This is a genomic window from Pseudoduganella sp., assembly GCF_041914865.1.
Taxonomy (GTDB): domain Bacteria; phylum Pseudomonadota; class Gammaproteobacteria; order Burkholderiales; family Burkholderiaceae_D; genus Rugamonas.
Map to the genome: position 1 here is coordinate 13968 of NZ_JAYSCO010000006.1, position 16851 is coordinate 30818.

General features: G+C 66.7%; 15 protein-coding genes. 5 read left to right on the forward strand and 10 right to left on the reverse strand.

Annotated features, from left to right (window positions below):
* Window positions 1–3 precede the first annotated feature (3 nt).
* From ACE3TQ_RS04355 to ACE3TQ_RS04365, 3 genes are read left to right on the forward strand one after another with little or no spacing between them, the layout of a single operon-like run.
* Window positions 4–1056, forward strand: coding sequence for a glycosyltransferase (locus ACE3TQ_RS04355; protein ID WP_374580724.1), 1053 nt, complete (start codon window positions 4–6; stop codon window positions 1054–1056).
* On the forward strand, window positions 1046–2401 hold the full coding sequence (locus ACE3TQ_RS04360; protein WP_374580725.1) for an MBOAT family protein: 1356 nt from the start codon (window positions 1046–1048) through the stop codon (window positions 2399–2401). Before ACE3TQ_RS04355 ends, ACE3TQ_RS04360 begins: the two co-directional genes overlap by 11 nt.
* Window position 2402: 1 nt before the next feature.
* On the forward strand, window positions 2403–3563 hold the full coding sequence (locus ACE3TQ_RS04365; RefSeq protein WP_374580726.1) for a hypothetical protein: 1161 nt from the start codon (window positions 2403–2405) through the stop codon (window positions 3561–3563).
* Here ACE3TQ_RS04365 and ACE3TQ_RS04370 read toward each other — a convergent pair.
* The 4 genes from ACE3TQ_RS04370 to ACE3TQ_RS04385 form a co-directional block, all read right to left on the reverse strand.
* The gene (locus ACE3TQ_RS04370) at window positions 3545–4294 is read right to left on the reverse strand and encodes a class I SAM-dependent methyltransferase (RefSeq protein ID WP_374580727.1); all 750 of its coding nucleotides are present in this window, start codon (window positions 4292–4294) and stop codon (window positions 3545–3547) included. The genes ACE3TQ_RS04365 and ACE3TQ_RS04370 overlap by 19 nt on opposite strands.
* Window positions 4291–5055 (reverse strand): XrtA-associated tyrosine autokinase, encoded by a 765-nt coding sequence (locus ACE3TQ_RS04375; protein ID WP_374580728.1) that lies wholly within the window; start codon window positions 5053–5055, stop codon window positions 4291–4293. Before ACE3TQ_RS04375 ends, ACE3TQ_RS04370 begins: the two co-directional genes overlap by 4 nt.
* 12 nt (window positions 5056–5067) lie before the next feature.
* Window positions 5068–6606 carry an XrtA system polysaccharide chain length determinant gene (locus ACE3TQ_RS04380; protein WP_374580729.1) on the reverse strand — a complete coding sequence of 513 codons (1539 nt, stop codon included), beginning with the start codon at window positions 6604–6606 and terminating at the stop codon, window positions 5068–5070.
* Between the two features lie 90 nt (window positions 6607–6696).
* Window positions 6697–7629: an EDSAP-1 family PEP-CTERM protein gene (locus ACE3TQ_RS04385; protein ID WP_374580730.1), complete on the reverse strand. Its 933-nt coding sequence runs from the start codon at window positions 7627–7629 to the stop codon at window positions 6697–6699.
* A gap of 169 nt (window positions 7630–7798) precedes the next feature.
* Between ACE3TQ_RS04385 and ACE3TQ_RS04390 the strand changes: the two genes are divergently transcribed.
* Together ACE3TQ_RS04390 and ACE3TQ_RS04395 are read left to right on the forward strand one after the other, a co-directional pair.
* Window positions 7799–8509, forward strand: a complete 711-nt coding sequence (locus ACE3TQ_RS04390; RefSeq protein ID WP_374580731.1) for a long-chain N-acyl amino acid synthase — start codon at window positions 7799–7801, stop codon at window positions 8507–8509.
* A 1-nt stretch (window position 8510) separates the two neighbouring features.
* Window positions 8511–10136 (forward strand): FAD-binding oxidoreductase, encoded by a 1626-nt coding sequence (locus ACE3TQ_RS04395; RefSeq protein WP_374580732.1) that lies wholly within the window; start codon window positions 8511–8513, stop codon window positions 10134–10136.
* Here ACE3TQ_RS04395 and ACE3TQ_RS04400 read toward each other — a convergent pair.
* The 6 genes from ACE3TQ_RS04400 to ACE3TQ_RS04425 form a co-directional block, all read right to left on the reverse strand.
* Entirely contained in the window at window positions 10121–11002 is an 882-nt protein-coding gene (locus ACE3TQ_RS04400; RefSeq protein WP_374580733.1) for a hypothetical protein, read from the reverse strand. The genes ACE3TQ_RS04395 and ACE3TQ_RS04400 overlap by 16 nt on opposite strands.
* 97 nt (window positions 11003–11099) lie before the next feature.
* Entirely contained in the window at window positions 11100–13841 is a 2742-nt protein-coding gene (prsT, locus tag ACE3TQ_RS04405) for an XrtA/PEP-CTERM system TPR-repeat protein PrsT (RefSeq protein ID WP_374580734.1), read from the reverse strand.
* A 97-nt stretch (window positions 13842–13938) separates the two neighbouring features.
* On the reverse strand, window positions 13939–14349 hold the full coding sequence (locus tag ACE3TQ_RS04410) for a hypothetical protein (RefSeq protein ID WP_374580735.1): 411 nt from the start codon (window positions 14347–14349) through the stop codon (window positions 13939–13941).
* A gap of 204 nt (window positions 14350–14553) precedes the next feature.
* Window positions 14554–14949: an Hpt domain-containing protein gene (locus ACE3TQ_RS04415; protein ID WP_374580736.1), complete on the reverse strand. Its 396-nt coding sequence runs from the start codon at window positions 14947–14949 to the stop codon at window positions 14554–14556.
* A 16-nt stretch (window positions 14950–14965) separates the two neighbouring features.
* Complete coding sequence (locus tag ACE3TQ_RS04420) at window positions 14966–16243, reverse strand: alpha/beta hydrolase (RefSeq protein ID WP_374580737.1); 1278 nt, start codon at window positions 16241–16243, stop codon at window positions 14966–14968.
* 68 nt (window positions 16244–16311) lie between these two features.
* A complete protein-coding gene (locus ACE3TQ_RS04425) occupies window positions 16312–16662 on the reverse strand; it encodes a hypothetical protein (protein ID WP_374580738.1) in 351 nt (116 codons plus the stop codon).
* Between the last annotated feature and the right edge of the window lie 189 nt (window positions 16663–16851).

The window sequence follows — 16851 nt, forward strand, 5'->3', positions numbered from 1 at the left end:
GGCATGCGCGTCGGTATCCTGTCCTACCCAATGCTGTTCCAGCGCGAAGGCGGCCTGCAGGTGCAGGTGCGCGAGACCATCGCGGCACTGAACCACATCGACCCGTCCATGTCGGCGGAGCTGGTCGATCCGGCGCGCCAGCGGCTCGCCGAGTTCGACCTGATCCATGTCTTCTCCGCGTTCAACGGCAACGTGCGCGTGGTCGAGGCGGCGGTCGACCTGGGCGTGCCGGTGGTGCTGTCGCCCCTGGTCTCGCCCAGCTGGAGCCGCAACGCAGGCTTTCGCGCACGGGTCGCCGATCGCCTGGCCGGGCGCATTTCCGCCTATAACCTGCAGACCAGCTATGCCCAGACCAAGCGCGCGCTCCAGCTGGCGGACCTGGTGATAGCGCTGGGCGACGCCGAGCGTGACGCGATTATCAGCGGCTTCCTGACCGAGCGCAGCAAGATCCGCGTGTTCCCGAACGGCATCAGCCGCCAGTTCTTCACCGCGAAGGCGGAACTGTTCCGCCACCGCACCGGCATTGTCGGGCCGTTTGTGCTGTGTGTGGGCGCGGTGTCGCCGTACAAGAACCAGCTCGGCCTGGCGCACGCGCTGGAGGGCAGCGAACTGCCGCTGGTGCTGATTGGCCCCGTGGCGCGCGACGACCACGCCTACCTGCAAAGCGTGCTGAAATCGCCCTGGGCGCGCTGGATCGGCGCGCTCGACCACGAAGACCCGCTGCTGGCCAGCGCGTTTGCCGCCGCCTCGGTGGTGGCTTTGCCCAGCCAGGGCGAGATTTTCCCCTTGTCGGTGCTGGAGGCGCTGGCGGCGGGTACGCCGGTGGTCATGACCCAGGACAGCGCTTTGCATCTCGATGGCGCGGAAAGCATGCTGCGGAAGGTGGCGTGGAACGATGCCAGGAGCCAGCGCGAAGCCATCGTCGACCTGGCGGCGCGGCCGCCGGAGCGGGCAAGCGTGCAGGCGATGGTCGAACAGTTCACCTGGCAGCGTGTGGCGGCCCAGGTGGCAGGCTGCTACCGCGAGCTGGTGCCGGAGGCGCAAGGTGCTGTTTAACTCCTTCGCCTTCATCTTCCTGTTCCTGCCGCTCGCGCTGGCCGGCTACCAGCTGCTGCGCCGCCATGGGGTGCTGTGGCTGGCGCTATGTTCGCTGTTCTTTTACGCCTGGTGGGACTGGCGCTTCCTGCCGCTGCTGCTGTTTTCGATCTGCCTCAACTTCGCCGCGGGCCACGCCATCTGCACCCTGCAAGGAAGGCAGCGGAGCGTGGCGTTCTACGGCGCGCTGGCGGTTAACCTGGGCCTGCTGGCCTGGTTCAAATACGCCGCATTCCTGTTCGGGATTGATCCCGGTTTGCCGCTGCCTATCGGGATCTCCTTCTTCACCTTCACCCAGCTCGCCTTCTTGGTGGACTGCTGGCACGGCAGGGCGCGCGAGGCGCGCTTTGGTCCCTATGTGCTGTTCGTGAGCTATTTCCCGCACCTTGTCGCGGGTCCGGTCCTGCACCACGCCGAGATGATGCCCCAGTTCCGCGACGGGCAAGCCCTGCGCGCTGCGGACATGGCGCAAGGCCTCACCATCTTCGCCATCGGCCTGGCGAAGAAAGTGCTGGTCGCCGATAACCTGGCGCCGCTCGCCAACCCGGTGTTCGCGGCCGGGGCTTCGCCGCAGCTGCTCGATGCCTGGATCGGCACCATGGCCTACAGCATGCAGCTGTACTTCGATTTTTCAGGCTACTCGGACATGGCGATAGGCCTGTCGCTGCTGTTCGGCGTGCGCCTGCCGGAAAACTTCAACTCACCCTACCAGGCATGCAACATCGCCGATTTCTGGCGCCGCTGGCACATGACCTTGTCGCGCTTCCTGCGCGACTACCTGTACATCCCGTTGGGCGGCAATCGCCATGGCCATTGGTCCCGGCAGCGCAACCTGATGCTGACCATGGTGCTGGGCGGCGCCTGGCATGGGGCCGGCTGGACCTTCCTCGCCTGGGGCGGCCTGCACGGCCTGTTCCTGATCGTGCACCAGTACTTTGCCGGCGGACCGGCGCGCTGGTGGGGGCGGCCGCTGACCTTCCTCGCTGTGCTGCTGGCCTGGGTGCCCTTCCGCGCGCCCGATATGGCGGCGGCGCTCGATATCTGGAGCGGCATGGCGGGCCTGCACGGGCTGGGACTGCCGCGCGGGCTCGGTGGCCCAGGCCTGCAATGGGTCGACGCGGGCGGCGTCGGCCTGCCGCTGCTGGCGGCCGCCGCCTTGCTGGCCTGGTTCGCCCCCAACACGCGCCAGCTGATGGAACGCAGCTGGCGCGCCTCGCTGCCGCATGCCGGCAGCGTCGCCGCCTTGCTCCTGGCCTGCATCTTCAGCATGAACCGGCCCAGCGAATTCCTCTACTTCCAGTTCTGAAATGAAAACCTATCTCGCCATTGCGGCCGGCCTTCCCATCGTGCTGGTGGGTGCCGTGGCCGGCACCAACTACCTGCTCGACCCTTACCTGATCCACCAATGGGACTCGCCGCAGGTGCAGCGCCTGCGCCAGCCGGTGGAGAAGCTCAACGCCTGGGGCAAGACCTATGCGATTGCGGTGTACCGCCCCGACACCATTTACCTCGGCAACTCGCGTACGGAACTGGGACTGGCCGTGCCGCCCGGGAGCAAGGCGCGCGTGTTCAATGCCGCCTTGTCCGGTTCGACCCTGGGCGATGCGCTACGCATGCTGGGCCATGCGCGGCAGGCGGCGCCGGTGCGCCGCGTCATCTGGGGCCTGGATGCGCCGTCATTCACGCTGAGCCAGGGCAATGGCGAGCTGGAAGCTGGCTTGCTTGCGCGCGACGGCAGCTACCTGGCGCGGCGCCGCCTGCTGGACTTGCAGCGGGCGGTCAGCATCGACATGACGCGCGAATCGCTGGACATGCTGCGCGGCCGGAACGAGGCGGTGTGCCACGCCAGTCTTGCCAGGTACGGCCAGCGCGACGGCGTCTGCATGCGGCACCGTATTGCCGGTTGGGGCGGGACCGGCGCCGTGGTCAATGCCCGTACCCGCGAGTTCCTGCGCGGCGAAGGCCCGTCGGACAGCGCGTTGCCGGCCCTGGAAGGCGCCATCCGAAATGCGTGCGGGGTGCAATGGCGGCTGTATGTCAACCCCACCCACGCCATGACCATCGACGTCCTGTACTGGGCCGGGAAGGGCGGGCAGTATGAAGCCTGGCTCACCGCCCTGGCCGGGGTGGGCCAGCGCCTGCGCGCTGCCGGCTGCGACGTGCGCATCTATGACTTTTCAGGCTTTAACAGCGTGACCAGCGAATCGATTCCGCGCACAGGGGACACTTCGGATATGCGCAATTACTGGGAAACCTCACACTACCGCGAACATATCGGCGATGCCATCCTCGCCAGGCTGGACGGCGGCCCGCTGGCCGCGGACGGCTTCGGTCGCGAGCTGCAGCCGGCCGGCATGGCGCAGCATATCGCCGCCCTGCGCGCAGCGCGCACGGCCTACCTGAATGCGCACCCGTACGAGGCGGGACGGGCGGTGCGTATTGCCCGCGATCATGCCGCAGGTTTGTAGCGCAGGGCAGCGGCGCCTTTCTCGCACGGCAGCGATGCGCACTCCAGCTCCGGGAACTCGCGGGCCCAGCGTTCAAGGGCGGCCCGCTCGCCGGGGCGCCCGGCATCGTCGAGGAAGACCATGGCGCCGGCGGAAAGGCGGGGGAACAGCACCGGGCCGGCCGGATAACGCGCGGCCTCGGCCACGGACTGCGGCGGCCCGTCGATCACGAGCATGTCGATCGCCATGCCCGGCGGCAGCGCCGCGCTGTCGTACCACGGCTGGCTGCTGGCGCCGAAGCACTGCGGCGTCAGCGGCGCGTCGATGACGGCGGCCCAGGCGGCCAGCCCGTGCTGTTCCAGCAGGCGGCGCGTGCGGCGCGCATAGACGGGGTCGTGCTCCAGGCTGTACACCTTGCCGGCGCCATTCAGCTGCATGCAGCGCGCCAGTACCAGGGTCGAGATGCCGCTGCTGCATTCGACCACGCAGCGCGGCTTCTCATCCAGGGCATGCGCCGCCAGCTCCTGCAGGAAATCCGGCGAGGCGGCCCAGCCGCGCGTCCACGGCAGCGCGCGCCGCAGGCCGAGGCTGATGTACAGCCCTTGCAGCGCTTCCAGCTGGCGAAACAGCACCGCCTGGCCCTGGCGCGTATCGTCGCGCAGGGCATGGACCAGCAAGTGCATATGCCTGACCTTGTGCAGGATGTAGGCGCACAGGAGCAGCAAGGCTGCGATCGCGACGCCGTCCATCATTCGTAGTAGCCGTAGTAGTCGGCGCCGCTGAAGGCGCGCGACTTGTTATAGACCAGGCTCAGGTTGCGGCAATGCTCGATACGGGCCAGGGCGTCGCGCACGGCAGCCTGGGTGGTGGTCTCGGCTTCCACCACCATCACCACCTGGCCCATTTGCGACACCAGCACACTGGCTTCGGTCGTCAGCAACAGCGGCGGGGAGTCAAAAATGATGATGCGGTCGGGATAGCGGTTGGCCAGCTCTTCCAGCAGGCGGCTCATGTTGCGGCTGGCCAGCAATTCCGTCGCATGGCGGCTGGCGGGGCCGGCCGGCAGCAAGGTCAGCGATGGCACATTGGTGCGCAGGATGACGTCCGATAGTTCCACGCTGCCATCAAGCAGCACATCCATCAGGCCGCGCTCGGCCTGCAGGCCCAGCACCTTCAGCACCGACGGACGGGCCACATCCGCATCGACCAGCAGGGCGCGCGCATCCTTCTCCATCGAGATGCTCATGGCCAGGTTGATGGCGCAGAAGGTTTTGCCTTCGCCCGGCAAGGCGCTGGTGACCACGACCAGGTTGCCGTTCGGGATCGCCTTGGCCCCGCTGGCGCGCGCGTCGTTCAGCAGGTGGCGTTTGATGATGCGGAAGTCCTCCGCCACCGAAGTGCGGCCGCTTTCGTGCGTCACCATGCCGCGCTGGCGCATGCGCACCAGGTTGATGTCGACAAAGCCCTTCTCGACCGGGGGCGCCAGTTCCAACAAGCTGGGCGGCAGTTGCATGGTTCCCTCCGTTTAGCGGATTAGCAGGGTGTATGCCATGAGCCCGGCATAGCTCAGGAAGAGGCAGGCGCTGCCGGCGCCAAAGCCAATGCGGTCGCGCCAATGCTTGCGCTTCTCCTCTTCCGTCCAGTTCATGGCGATCGTGCCGAGCACGCGCAGGCCGGTGGCGGCGCGCAGTTCGGCCGGGCTGAGGAAAGTCGGGCGCAGTTCGGCCAGGCCGAGGGCGGCCGCGCAGCCGCCAACCAGGCCGAGCGCCATCGCGGCGCTATAATACAGGGCCCGGTTGGGACCGATGGGCCGTTGCGGCATGGTGGGTGGGTCGATGATCTTAAAGCTCATCATCTCCGTGGTCGTTGTCAGTTCTCCCGACAGCTTGGCCGCTTCGCGCCGCGCAATCAGCTTTTCGTAGTTTTCCTTGTTCACCTGGTAGTCGCGCGTCAGCTGGCCCAGCTGCGATTCCAGTTCGGGCACGGCATTGCGTTGTTCCTGCAGCCGGACCTGGCGTTCGCGCAGCGCTTCGACCCGGGCGCGCAGGGCCGCCACGCGCGCTTCCGCTTCGGCGAGCGCCACCTTCATTTGCTGGAACAGCGGGCTGTACTGGTGCGCCGCATCGCCCGCATCGGCCTGCTTCAAGCGGTCCTGGCGCCGCTTTTCCTCCAGCTGGCCAATCAGGCGCAGCGTGGAGACGACGTCCGGATGCTGGTCGGTGTATTGCAGCCGCAGGGTGTCAAGGTTCTTGTTCAGGCTGCTGATCCGGCTGTCGAGGTCGGACTGTTCGCCGGGCGTGCCGCCCGCCGCCAGCACTGGCTCGTCGCCGCCAAACTGCGCCTCGATTGCTTTGCGCGCCTGTTCCGCCTCGGCCAGCTCCAGTTGCGCATTGGCCAGCGTTTCGCTGGCCTGCAGCAGCTTGCCGCCGTAATCCTGGCCTTCGCGCGGCAGCAGGTAATTGTGTTTGAGCCGGAATTCCTTGACTGCGTTCTCCGCGCTGAGCAGCTTGTCCTCGTAGCCGCGCACCTGGTCGTCGATGAACTGGACCGCTTTCTCCGAGTCGCCCTTCTTGCCTTTGAAACTGCCTTCGACAAAGATCGCCAGCAGGGCCTGCACCACATCGCGCACCTGGCGCGGATTGGCATTGGTATAGGTGATGGTGTAGATATCGAAGGTGCCGGTCCCCTGGATGCGGATGGTTTTCAGCAGTTCGTTGACTTGCGCATCGACTTCGCGCGGCGTCACGGCTTTGACGTCGAGGTCGACCATGCGCAGCACGCGTTCCAGGTTCGGCCGGCTCAGCAGAGTGCGGCTCATGATCGACACTTGCTGCTCCACATTCGGCACGCTGGTCATGCCCACCATCAGCGGCTTGAGGATGCTTTGCGTATCGACGAAGACGCGCGCCGACGACTGGAACTCGTCCGGCAGCCAGTAGACTTTGGCCCAGCCCACCAGCACCAGTAGCCAGGCGGTAATGAACCCCACCCACCGGTGTTTCCAGATACCCTTCAAGCTGGATAGCAGTTGGCTGTAGAGGTGCTCCATGCGCAGATGCTCCATGTGGTCGGGCCTGGTGGTTTGATTATATGGGCGGGTTTCCTGTGCGCACGTGCAACCCGCCCGACCTTTGAGGCCCGTCAACAAAGGGCTTTATGCCTGGCGGCGGCGCATGGCCAGGGACATGGCCAGCATGCCGGCCGCCAGCACCACCATGGAGCCCGGCTCCGGCAGTTCCTGCTGCAGGGCATTGGCCAGCGTGTTGTGCTCGATCGTGATCTGGTAGGTGGTGCCGGCCAGCAGCAGCGGTGTGACGGCCAGGAAGGCTGCCGTGCCGGGGGCGTAGGTGGTGAGGCCGGGCGAGCCGTCGGTGCGGCTTACAGCGCTCAGGCCATTCAGCTCCGGCGGCGAATAGCTGAAGACCGAGGTATTGGTGGCCAGGTCAATGATATTGATGGACCACGACAGGCGGGCGTTGGCATTCGCGGTCGGACCGGAGCCGGCGGAGGCGAAGGCCTGGGTATACGGCGTGCCATCGAACGAGATGGTCATCGTATCGGCCGCGCCGAGCGTGAAGGCGAAGGTGGTCGAGGTACCGACATCCGAATTGCCGGAGGCGATCGCATTCAGTGCCGTCGACGCGTCGGCGCGGGTGCGCGCGTGGGCGCCGGCCGGGACGGCGCCGATGGTGATGGCGGCGCCCGTCAGGTCCTGGTCGGCGTAACCGAAGGTGCCTGGCACCGGAGGCGGGCTGGGGAAGGGCAGGAAATTGTTTTCCGGCAGCGCGGGGCAGGGCGCGCCGACGCACTGGTGCGGCACATTGGGCTGGATCCCGCTCAGGATGCCGAACGACTGCGCGCCATTGGCGAACACGCCGTTCAGGGAGGCCGTGGCGTGGGCATCGTTGGTGCCGGTCAGCACCGTGAAGTCAGCCGTGCTGTAGGCGGTGCCACCGGAATGCAGCAGGCGGAAATTGTTGATGTCGAGGATGGCCGACGCGAACGTGCTGGCCTGGGCGGGAACGCTGGCAAAGGTGGCGGCCAGGACGGTCGCCGTTGCCAACAGGTGCTTGCAGATCTTTTTCATGGCGGAATCTCCGTGGAATGCGGCGAGTTTGCCGGCATAGCCATACGAGCAGCATCCATGCCATGTGCCGTGGCCCGGGCGGCGGCCAGCCCGTGAAAAGAAATCCGACGCGTGCGGAACATCGGCCGGGTCGGGCTGTCCAAGCCGTATTCCGATAGGAGGACGCATCGTGGACCCAAACACTATTGTTTCCCTGTTGATCGATGAGCGGGCGCCGGACCAGCAATCCTTGCAGCCGCTGGATGAGCAGCTGTTCCACATCCGCTTGGCAAACTCGACTGGCCAGCGCGAGGCCGCCAGCGTGCTGCTGCAGAAGATGTACGGCTGGCGCGGCTATGACGTGGAGCCGTACGCCGCGCACCTGCCCAACCGCATCACGCTGGCCGCCGACAACCAGGGCGACACGGTGGCCACCATGTCGCTTTGCCTGGATGACGCACAGATCGGCCTGCCGGCCGATGAAAACTTTGGCGACATCCTGGGCGGCCTGCGCCAGCAGGGGCGCCGCCTGTGCGAGCCGGCCCGCCTGGCCATCGACCGCAATGTCAATATGCGCGTCTTTGCCGCACTGATCCACATTTCCTATGTGTATGCCCACAACCTGCACGGCTGCACCGACTATGTGATCGAGGTGAACCCGCGCCACGTCATGTTCTACAAGCGCATGCTGGGCTTCCATGAACTGGCGCCGGAGCGCCACTGCAACCGGGTCGGCGCCCCGGCCGTGCTGCTGCGCCTGGACCTGGACCATATGCGGGAGCAGATCGCACTGCATGGCGGCCGCATGGAGGCGGCCAAGGAGCGTTCCTTCTATCCCTACTTCTTTTCGCCAGCCGACGAGGCCGGTATCACCGTGCGCCTGCGCGAAGGAAGGAATTGACATGGTGGCGGCGCTTGACGAGGCGCTGGCCGCATGGCAGCTGCTGCTGGGCCCGGAACGCGTGCTGCAGCACGCCGACCAGCTGGCGCCTTACGCGGCCAGCACTTCGGCCCATCCGGTGTGGCCACTGGCCGTGCTGCGGCCCCTGTCCCATGCGGAGGTGGTTGGCGTGGTGCGCGCGGCGGCGGAATTCTCCATCCCGCTCTATCCCCTCAGTACCGGGCGCAACTGGGGCTATGGCGATGCCTGCCCGAGCGGTGCGGGGCAGGTGATCGTCGATCTGAGCGGCATGCGGCGCATTCTGCAACTGGATACCGAACTGGCCTATGCCGTACTGGAACCCGGCGTGACGCAGGTCCAGCTGGCGAACCACCTGGGCGCGCAGCAGGCGCCGGTCTGGATGGACTGCACCGGGGCCGGGCCCGATACCAGCCTGGTCGGCAACATCCTCGAGCGCGGCTTCGGCCACACGCCTTACGGCAACCGCATGCTGCACGTGGCGGGCATGCGTCTTGTGCTGGCCAGCGGCGAGACCCTGCAGACTGGTTTCGGCCACTTCAGCGCGGCCCGTACCACTTATCTCTACCCGTATGGCGTGGGACCCTGGCTCGACGGCCTGTTCACGCAATCGAATTTTGGCATCGTGACCAGCCTGGGACTGTGGCTGATGCCGCAAAGCGAGATGGTCAGCCACCTGGTGGCCAGCGTCGAACACTTTAACGGCATCGCGCCGGTGGTCGATGCGTTGCGGCCGCTGCGCATGGACGGAACCCTGCGCAGCGTGGTGCATATCGGGAATGATCTGCGGGTGCTGTCCGGTGGCATGGTCTTTCCCGCCGCCGAAGTGCCGCAAGGGCCGCCGCTGCCGGATGCCCTGCGCGAGCGCTTGCGCAGCGGTGCCGGGATTGGCGCCTGGACTGTCTCAGCGGCACTGTACGGACGCCCGGCGCAGGTGGCCGACGCGCGGCGTGCCCTGCGCCGTGCCATCGGCGGGCTGGCCCGCCTGCGCTTCATCGACGACCGGGCGCTGGACTGGGGCAGTGCGGCGGCGCGCCTGCTCGGGAGCGGGCGCGCCGGACAGCGCCTGGCGGCACAAGTGGACCTCGGCCGTTCGCTGCTGAACATGAACCGCGGGGTGCCGGACGGACGTTTCCTGGCCGGCGCCTACTGGCGCCGGCGCGGCGGCCTGCCGCCGGCCTTCCCGCAGGGCGCGGATCCGGCCCGCGACGGCTGCGGCATGATGTGGCTGGCGCCTGTGCTGCCGCTGCGCGGCGCCGAACTGCTGCACGTGATCGGCCTGGTGGCGCCGGTGTTTGCCGCGCAGCGCTTTGACCTGTTCACCACCTTCAGCATGATCAATGAGCGTACGCTCGGTGGCGTGCTGACCGTCTGTTTCGACCGGGAGGATGCGGACGAGACAGAACGGGCGCAGGCCTGTTATAGCGCGGCCTTCGAGCGCTTGCTGCGGGAAGGCTATATCCCGTACCGGGTCGGGCCGCAATCGATGGCGGCCCTGGATAACGGCGACGACAGCTACTGGCGCACCGTGGCCCGCATCAAGGCCGCGCTCGACCCCCAGCGCATCTTTGCCCCGGGCCGTTACGATGGCCGTTACGATGGCCGCTGACGGCGCCGCAAGCCAGACAGCAGGGCAAGGCCAAGCGGCAACAGCCAGGCGCTCGATGGCTGGGCCAGCGCCACCTGGGCGATAACCGGGTCGGACAGGCGGGTTACCCAGCCATTCTGGCCGAATGCCGACAGGGCCAGCAATTGCGTCATGGTGGTGGTGCCGTAGAAGTCGGCCCCGGCTTGTTGCGAACCGGAGCGGAAGTACTGGCAGGCGGCGCCGCTGACGCAGTTCGCCAGGTAGCTGCCATAGCCGGACGAGGGCGACGTCATGCCGTTCAAGTGCTGGTACAGCGTGATGTCCGGTCCGCTGGCGGCAGCCCCCAGCAGGCCGGACACAAACTCCCAGCGCATCAGCAGTTCGCCGTCGGTGATCCCGCCCAGGCGGTCAAAACCCTCACGCTGCGACGCCTTGATGCCGCCAAAACCAAAGCCCGGGTTGGTGCCGCCCACCAGTTTGTCCAGGTAGAAATCGAGGTGGATCTTGCCATCGCAGCCGAAGGCCGCATTGGTGCAACCGGTGCCCATCACCTGGTTGCCGAAGGTGCCGGGCCCGGCGATCGACATGGCGTCGCCGGCGCCGTACATCATGAAGGAAATGCTCTGGTTGTCCTGGCCGCTGTGCCAGAGCCGGTTGCCAGGGTTGCCCAGTTCGCTGATGCTGGTCATATAGCCGGCGGCAAAGCTGGCCTCGCGGATGCCGCTGGTGCCGCGGTCGCTGCTGCGCGCCAGGTAGCCGCTGTACTTGATTTCCACCATGCCCGGCGTCCGCAGGACGAACGGGGCGAGGGGCGTGGCGCGGGCCGCCCCGCTGAAGGCTAGCGAGGCCATCAGCGCGGCGGCGGCGTGGAGGAGGATCGTAGGCATGGCATGCTCCGGTGGTTGGATACCAGCCATGCTGCAAGGAACGGGCCAGCCCGGCAGCCCGGGCACGGCTGGCACGGGCGTAAAGGCGGCCGACGCCTCACAGCCGCGCCAGCAGGCTTTCCACCTCGGCGCGCTGGGGCAAACCCTGGATCGCCAGCAGCTGTTCGCACTGGCTGCGCGCGGCGCGCTTGTCGCCGCTGCGGAACAGTGCATGGGCATAGTGCAGGCGGATGTCGGCCGATGTCGGCGCCGTTTCCAGTGCCTTTTTCAGCAAGGGCAGGGCGCGCGCCGGCTTGCCGCTCTCGGTGAGGATCCAGGCCAAGGTATCGGCCACGGCGGGATTGGTGGGCGCCAGCTTGTAGGCCCGCTCCGCCGGCCGCAAGGCGTCCGGGTCTTTCAGCTGCAGCAGGGCCCAGGCCAGGTCGTTCAGGGCCAGCACATTCTCCGGATCGCGCTGCAGGATGCTTTCATACTCGCGCCGCGCGCCGGCATGGTCGCCCTGCTGCATCAGGTGGCTGGCGAAATAGAGGCGGGTCGGCTGGTCGGACGGCTGCCGGGCCAGCCAATCCTGCATGCGTTGCTGCGCGGCCTCCTTTTTGCCCGCCGCGTGCAGGGCCCGGTGCAGCGCAATCACCATGGGACCATTGCGCTGCAGGCCCAGGCCACGCTCATACACGGTCACGGCCTCGGCCAGCTTGCCTTCTTCCAGCAGCGCATCGCCTTCCAGCTTGAAGCCGATGGCGGCCGCCGGTTGGCGCTGCTGCGCCAGGCGCGCCAGTTTGCGCGCGTCCTCGAAATTGCGGCTATCGATCAGCAGCGCGCTGGCCAGCGCCAACGCATCTTCGCGGTTGGGCTCGACGGCGATGGCCTTGCGCGCCGCCTGCAGGGCGGCCGGCTTCTGTTGCAGGATCATGTGCTGGCGCGCAATCCGGACCTGCAGTTCGGCATTGGTGGATTGCAGCACGGCCAGCTTCTGCAAGGCATCGAGCGCCATCGCATGCTTGCCTGCGGCCGAGGCCGCTTGCGCCAGCAGGTCCAGCGCCGGCGCCTGGTTCGCCTGCTGGCCTTGCATGCGCTGCGCCAGCGCCAGCGCCTTGGCGGCGTCACCGCTGCGCAGGTACAGCGTGGCCAGCGCCTGGGCCGGCGCCATGGCATCCGGATGCGCCTTGGCGGCGCGTTCCAGCACGTCGATCGCGGCGGGCAGGCTGCCGACGCGCGCTTCCAGGCGCGCCAAGGCCATCAGCAACGGCAGGCTGTTGCGGTTGGCGGCCAGGGCGGCCTGGTAGCGCTGGCGCGCCTGCGGCACCTTCTTTTCTATCAGGTCGAGTTCGACCAGGTTGTCGAGCGCCGGCATGTGGCCCGGATCGATTTCCAGCGCCTTGCCAAAGGCCTGGCGCGCCCCGGCCAGGTCGCCGCTGACCAGGAACACGCCGCCCTTCAGGTTCTGGACGGCCGGATTGTCGCCCTGCGCCTCCATGCTGCGGATCTGTGCCATCGCCTTGTCGAAGTGGCGCCCGCGCAGGTGGGTCATGACCAGCAGCGCGCCGGCGCGCGACGCCGCGCCATCCTTGCGCGCCGCCAGTTCCAGCGCGTCGATGGCGCGTCCGTCCAGGCCCTGGTGCAGCAGGCTCAAGCCGCTGGCGGCGTTCAGCATGCTCGATTCCGGCGCCAGGCTGCTGGCCTGGCCGAACCAGCGCGCGGCCTGCTCGTGCTTGCCAAGGCGCATCGCCGCTTCACCGGCCAGCGCCATCAGGTCCACATCCTGCGAGCCGACCGCCAGCACCGGCTCCAGCAAGGCCAGCGCATCCTGGGCCTTGCCTTCGCGCAGGTCGCATTGCGCCTGCAGGCGGATGGCGTACGGCTCGTTGGGCATGGCCTGGCGATAACGCTGGACGTGGGCGCGGGCCGGGCTGACCGCCCCGATCGCCAGTTCAATGGTCGCGGCCAGCAGGTAGCTCGGCATGTGGCTTGGCGCGGCGCGCAGTACCAGCTGCACCTGTTCGAGGGCGGCTTTGTGCTTGCCATCGGCGAAATCCAGCAGGGCCTGGGCATACAGCACGACCGGGCTGCCCGGCTGCAGCTTGCGCGCCAGTGCCAGCTGCTGGCGCGCCAGTTCCGGTTTGCCCAGCTGCAGCTGGGTGGCGGCGATGTCGGCGTGGGCCTGCACATTTCCCGGTGCATGCGCCAGTATCATGCGGTAGGCCAGCAGGGCCGCCTCCGGCTTGCCGCCCGTGCGCAGCAGGTCGCCCTTGAAGCGCAGCGCTTCCACGTGCTGGGGAGCGGCCGCCAGGGCCCGTTCCACACTGGCCGAGGCGGCGTCGGCATCGCTGCGCAGCAGGGCGAGCCGGGCCTGTCCCAGATGCGCCTCGACCAGGCCCGCATCCTTGAGCAGGGCCTGGGCGTAAAGCTGTCCGGCATCGTCCAGTTTCCCCAACCCCATTTGCGCGTGTCCGCGCCAGGCGAGGATGGCGGGACTGGCCCCTTCCGCCTGCAGTTCGTCAAGCACGCCCTGGTGCGCCGCCTGGCCCAGCAGGGCACGCACCAGCGGCGGCAGCAGCTCCGCGCGGGGCTGACCGAGCGCCAGCGCACGCCGCAGCTCCTTCTCGGCGGAAGCGGCATCGCCCTGCGCCAGGTGCAATTCCCCCAGCAGGCGGCGCGCCGCACCGTGCCCGGGCTCCTGCTGCAGCAGGTTCTTCAGCTGGATGATGGCGGCACGGTCCTCGCCACGCTCGTGCGCCTGGCGCGCGTCGCGCAGCAAGTCTTCCGACGGCTTCATGCGCTGGCAGGCGACCAGGGCGACCAGGGCCAGCGCGGCCGCGACGGTGATTCGGTGAGACATGGCAATCTCCCAAGGCTGGTGAAGGTTCCAGCGTAGGGAGCTGACGGGGATGCTTGTTGATCGCGATCAAGAAAATGCGCGATCGCGGGCAGGGGACTTACTTGGCGTGGCGCGGCGTGGCCACTTGCATGTACAGCGGCCAGGTGCCTTCGGCCGTGGTATTCGAGACGGTGGAGTTGGCGCGGTAGCGGCTGGCCAGGAACTCGGCCGACACGGCGTCACCGGCGCGCGCCGCCTTTTCCAGCAGGCGGATCGCTTCCGAGTGCTTGCTGGCGTTCTGGCTGTACAGCAGGCCCAGCTCGCGGGCTGCCACGACGGAGCCTTGTTCCGACCACTCGCGCAGGCGGCGTTCGGCGGCGGCGCCACCGTGCTCGCCCAAACGTTTGGCGACGGTTTCGATCACCGGGGCAGGCGGTTCGACATCTTCCTTGACCTGGCAGGCAATCAACATGCCGACCATGACCAGGGTGGACGTCACAATCACTCCCGCCTTGTTAAAAATTTCCATATATTCTTGTTTTTCCCCGAAGGATGGCATTATATCAATCAGTTTCCCAAAATCAAATTCATGGCTGACTAGTCAGATTCTAGGGATTCCCGGACAAGCCGGGCGCACGCCTTGCAATCCTGCCAAATACTTAAGTGTGGCCGATCATAGCACGTAGGTATTGCGCTGCATCAAAACCGCCGGGGTAACAGATGTAACTAATCGTTAGCGTGCCACTGCGCGGCCGCTGTGCTGGTCCAGCCATGCACCGGCATGGTCGTGCACCAGCTTGAGTTCACCTTCGAGCGCGGTGAACAGGAGGGGAATTTCGACGATACGGCCTTCCTGCAGGGCCAGTTCCAGCGCCAGCGAGGCCGCCACGAAGCGTTTGGCGCCCAGGTTGCCGATCGAGCCGCGCAAGTTGTGCAGGATGCGGCGCGCTTCCATGAACTTGCCGTCGCGGATCGCCTCGCCCGCCAGGTTGAGCGGTTCGATACCGGGACCAATCCCGTCGCGCACGATCTTGACCACGGTTTTCAAGGCTTTTTCATCCTGCCCCATGTACTGCAGCAGCTTATCCACGCAAAAAATGGCCTCATCCGGCGCACTTGCGTAACTCATAACACTGGTCTCCTTGTTATTCGCGGAACGTCCAATAACGGCCTGCTGCGCTTTCCACCGCCCGCAGGCCAAAGCGTTCGGCCGCCCGCGCATGCTTCTGGATCAGGTAATACATATCGCTCAATGCAGTCCGCTGCTCGGCAAAGTAGGAATGGCGGATGAACCCGGTATCCACCGTGCTGGCGTCAATTGTTTCGACGCCTTGCGCCACCACCAGCCCATCGCCGCTTTCGCCGGCGCGCGCATAGCCATGTATCGCTTTCGAGGCGCGCAGGGCGCTGTCCTCGGATGACGCATACAGCGTCAGCGGGTTCGGCACACCCGCCAGGGCCGGCAGCAGCTGGTGCCGGAACACATCGGCGTCGATATCCGGCGCCGCCAGGATCACCTCGCGGATCCGCCCGGCCAGTTCGGGACGCGCCGCCAGCACGCTGGCCGTCGCCGCCGCCAGGGCGCGGTTGCCCATGCTGTGGGCGATCAGGTAGACATGCTCGGCATCCGACTGCTGCAGGAAATCGGCCAGGAAGGCCGCCAGGTCGGCCTGGGTCCATTCCACATTGGCTTCATCCACTATATAACCGGAAAGCTTGCCTTGCGAGGGCCAGCTGTAAAAAACCGGCGCGCCCTGGAAACCGAGGTCGTAGGCCAGCTGGCCGGTGCGCCGTGCCGCATCCTCAAACGTGGTGCGGTAGCCATGGATGAAGAGCAGGGCGCTGCGGCTGCCACTGGCGGCGATGGCCTGTTTCAGCGCCTGCATATAACTGTCGCGCTCAGCCAGCTCGGCGGCCAGCAGCACGACATGCTGCTCCGGGTCGGCACGGAACTCCAGGCGCAGCAGCGACGGCGACTCCAGCTCGCCCATGCGGTGGTCGCGCGGGATGCTGACTTCGCAGCTGCCATAGCGCAGCGGGCCGCGCGCATTGCCGAACAGGCGCGCCGGATGGCGGTCGCCGCTCAGCTCGCGGTTGGTGGCAAAGAACACGCGCATCACGGCGCAATCGGGCTGCCCGGCCATGCTGGCAGCGGGGGCGCGCGCCGCACGGCGCCGCTCCACCTCATCGATGATATTGCGCGCCGCCGCCCGCAGGTAGCGGTCGCCAGCCAGGCCGGCCGCGGCCAGCGCATCGGACAAGGCGAACTGGCGTGAGCGCGAAGCGGGATCCTCCTCGACGTCGGCAATGGCGTCCGCCACCGACGCCGATTGCGCGGCCAGACGGGACTTCAGCATTTGATAGGCTGCACTGACGCCGCCTTCGCTGGCACCTGCCGTCACTGCTGTCGTAATGACGTCCATGCTCTTCTCCTGGCTGATTAATGCATATCTGACCACACACAAATGGCCAAGTCCAGCACCACGTGAATCTAGCGTTCGGGCGCCAGTTCCAGCCGGTTGATGCGGGCTGCCTTGTTGAAGTCGATGGCGATGCGCACCGGCTTGGGCTGGCATTTGGCGCGATAGACATACAGCCGGTCTTCGCCATTCACATTGCGCGACAGCAGCTCGAGCGCAAAGGGGCGGCTGCAGCCCTGCAAGACCGCCGACAGGCCCGGCACGGCCAGGTAGCTGGCCCCTTTTTCGGTGAAGCGCTCCTGTCCAGCCTTGCCATTTGCCAAGCCTTCAAGCACATCGACCACCTGGGCCGTGACGTCCGGTTCCACATCCGGAATCGCCTGTGCTGGCAGGGCCAGGCAGCAGCATGAAAAAAATAACATTCTGTTAAATTTCACAGAGGCCTCCCTCTAACGTTGCGCGCGCGGTCTTGACTTGATGCAAATGCGACAGTTTTGCAATTTAAGTCAATCTTCCAATTAAATCAACGAAGTTTTAGTAGTTATACTCGGCCCACGCTGTTGAGTACCCAGCCCGGCGGGGCCTAAAAAGTGCAAGTCATAAATACACCT

Coding starts and splice junctions, on each gene's coding strand:
- ACE3TQ_RS04355 (WP_374580724.1), top strand. CDS start 4: ATGCGCGTCGGTATCCTGTCCTACCCAATGCTGTTCCAGCGCGAAGGC.
- ACE3TQ_RS04365 (WP_374580726.1), top strand. CDS start 2,403: ATGAAAACCTATCTCGCCATTGCGGCCGGCCTTCCCATCGTGCTGGTG.
- ACE3TQ_RS04370 (WP_374580727.1), bottom strand. CDS start 4,294: ATGATGGACGGCGTCGCGATCGCAGCCTTGCTGCTCCTGTGCGCCTAC.
- ACE3TQ_RS04375 (WP_374580728.1), bottom strand. CDS start 5,055: ATGCAACTGCCGCCCAGCTTGTTGGAACTGGCGCCCCCGGTCGAGAAG.
- ACE3TQ_RS04380 (WP_374580729.1), bottom strand. CDS start 6,606: ATGGAGCATCTGCGCATGGAGCACCTCTACAGCCAACTGCTATCCAGC.
- ACE3TQ_RS04385 (WP_374580730.1), bottom strand. CDS start 7,629: ATGAAAAAGATCTGCAAGCACCTGTTGGCAACGGCGACCGTCCTGGCC.
- ACE3TQ_RS04395 (WP_374580732.1), top strand. CDS start 8,511: ATGGTGGCGGCGCTTGACGAGGCGCTGGCCGCATGGCAGCTGCTGCTG.
- ACE3TQ_RS04400 (WP_374580733.1), bottom strand. CDS start 11,002: ATGCCTACGATCCTCCTCCACGCCGCCGCCGCGCTGATGGCCTCGCTA.
- prsT (WP_374580734.1), bottom strand. CDS start 13,841: ATGTCTCACCGAATCACCGTCGCGGCCGCGCTGGCCCTGGTCGCCCTG.
- ACE3TQ_RS04410 (WP_374580735.1), bottom strand. CDS start 14,349: ATGGAAATTTTTAACAAGGCGGGAGTGATTGTGACGTCCACCCTGGTC.
- ACE3TQ_RS04415 (WP_374580736.1), bottom strand. CDS start 14,949: ATGAGTTACGCAAGTGCGCCGGATGAGGCCATTTTTTGCGTGGATAAG.
- ACE3TQ_RS04420 (WP_374580737.1), bottom strand. CDS start 16,243: ATGGACGTCATTACGACAGCAGTGACGGCAGGTGCCAGCGAAGGCGGC.
- ACE3TQ_RS04425 (WP_374580738.1), bottom strand. CDS start 16,662: ATGTTATTTTTTTCATGCTGCTGCCTGGCCCTGCCAGCACAGGCGATT.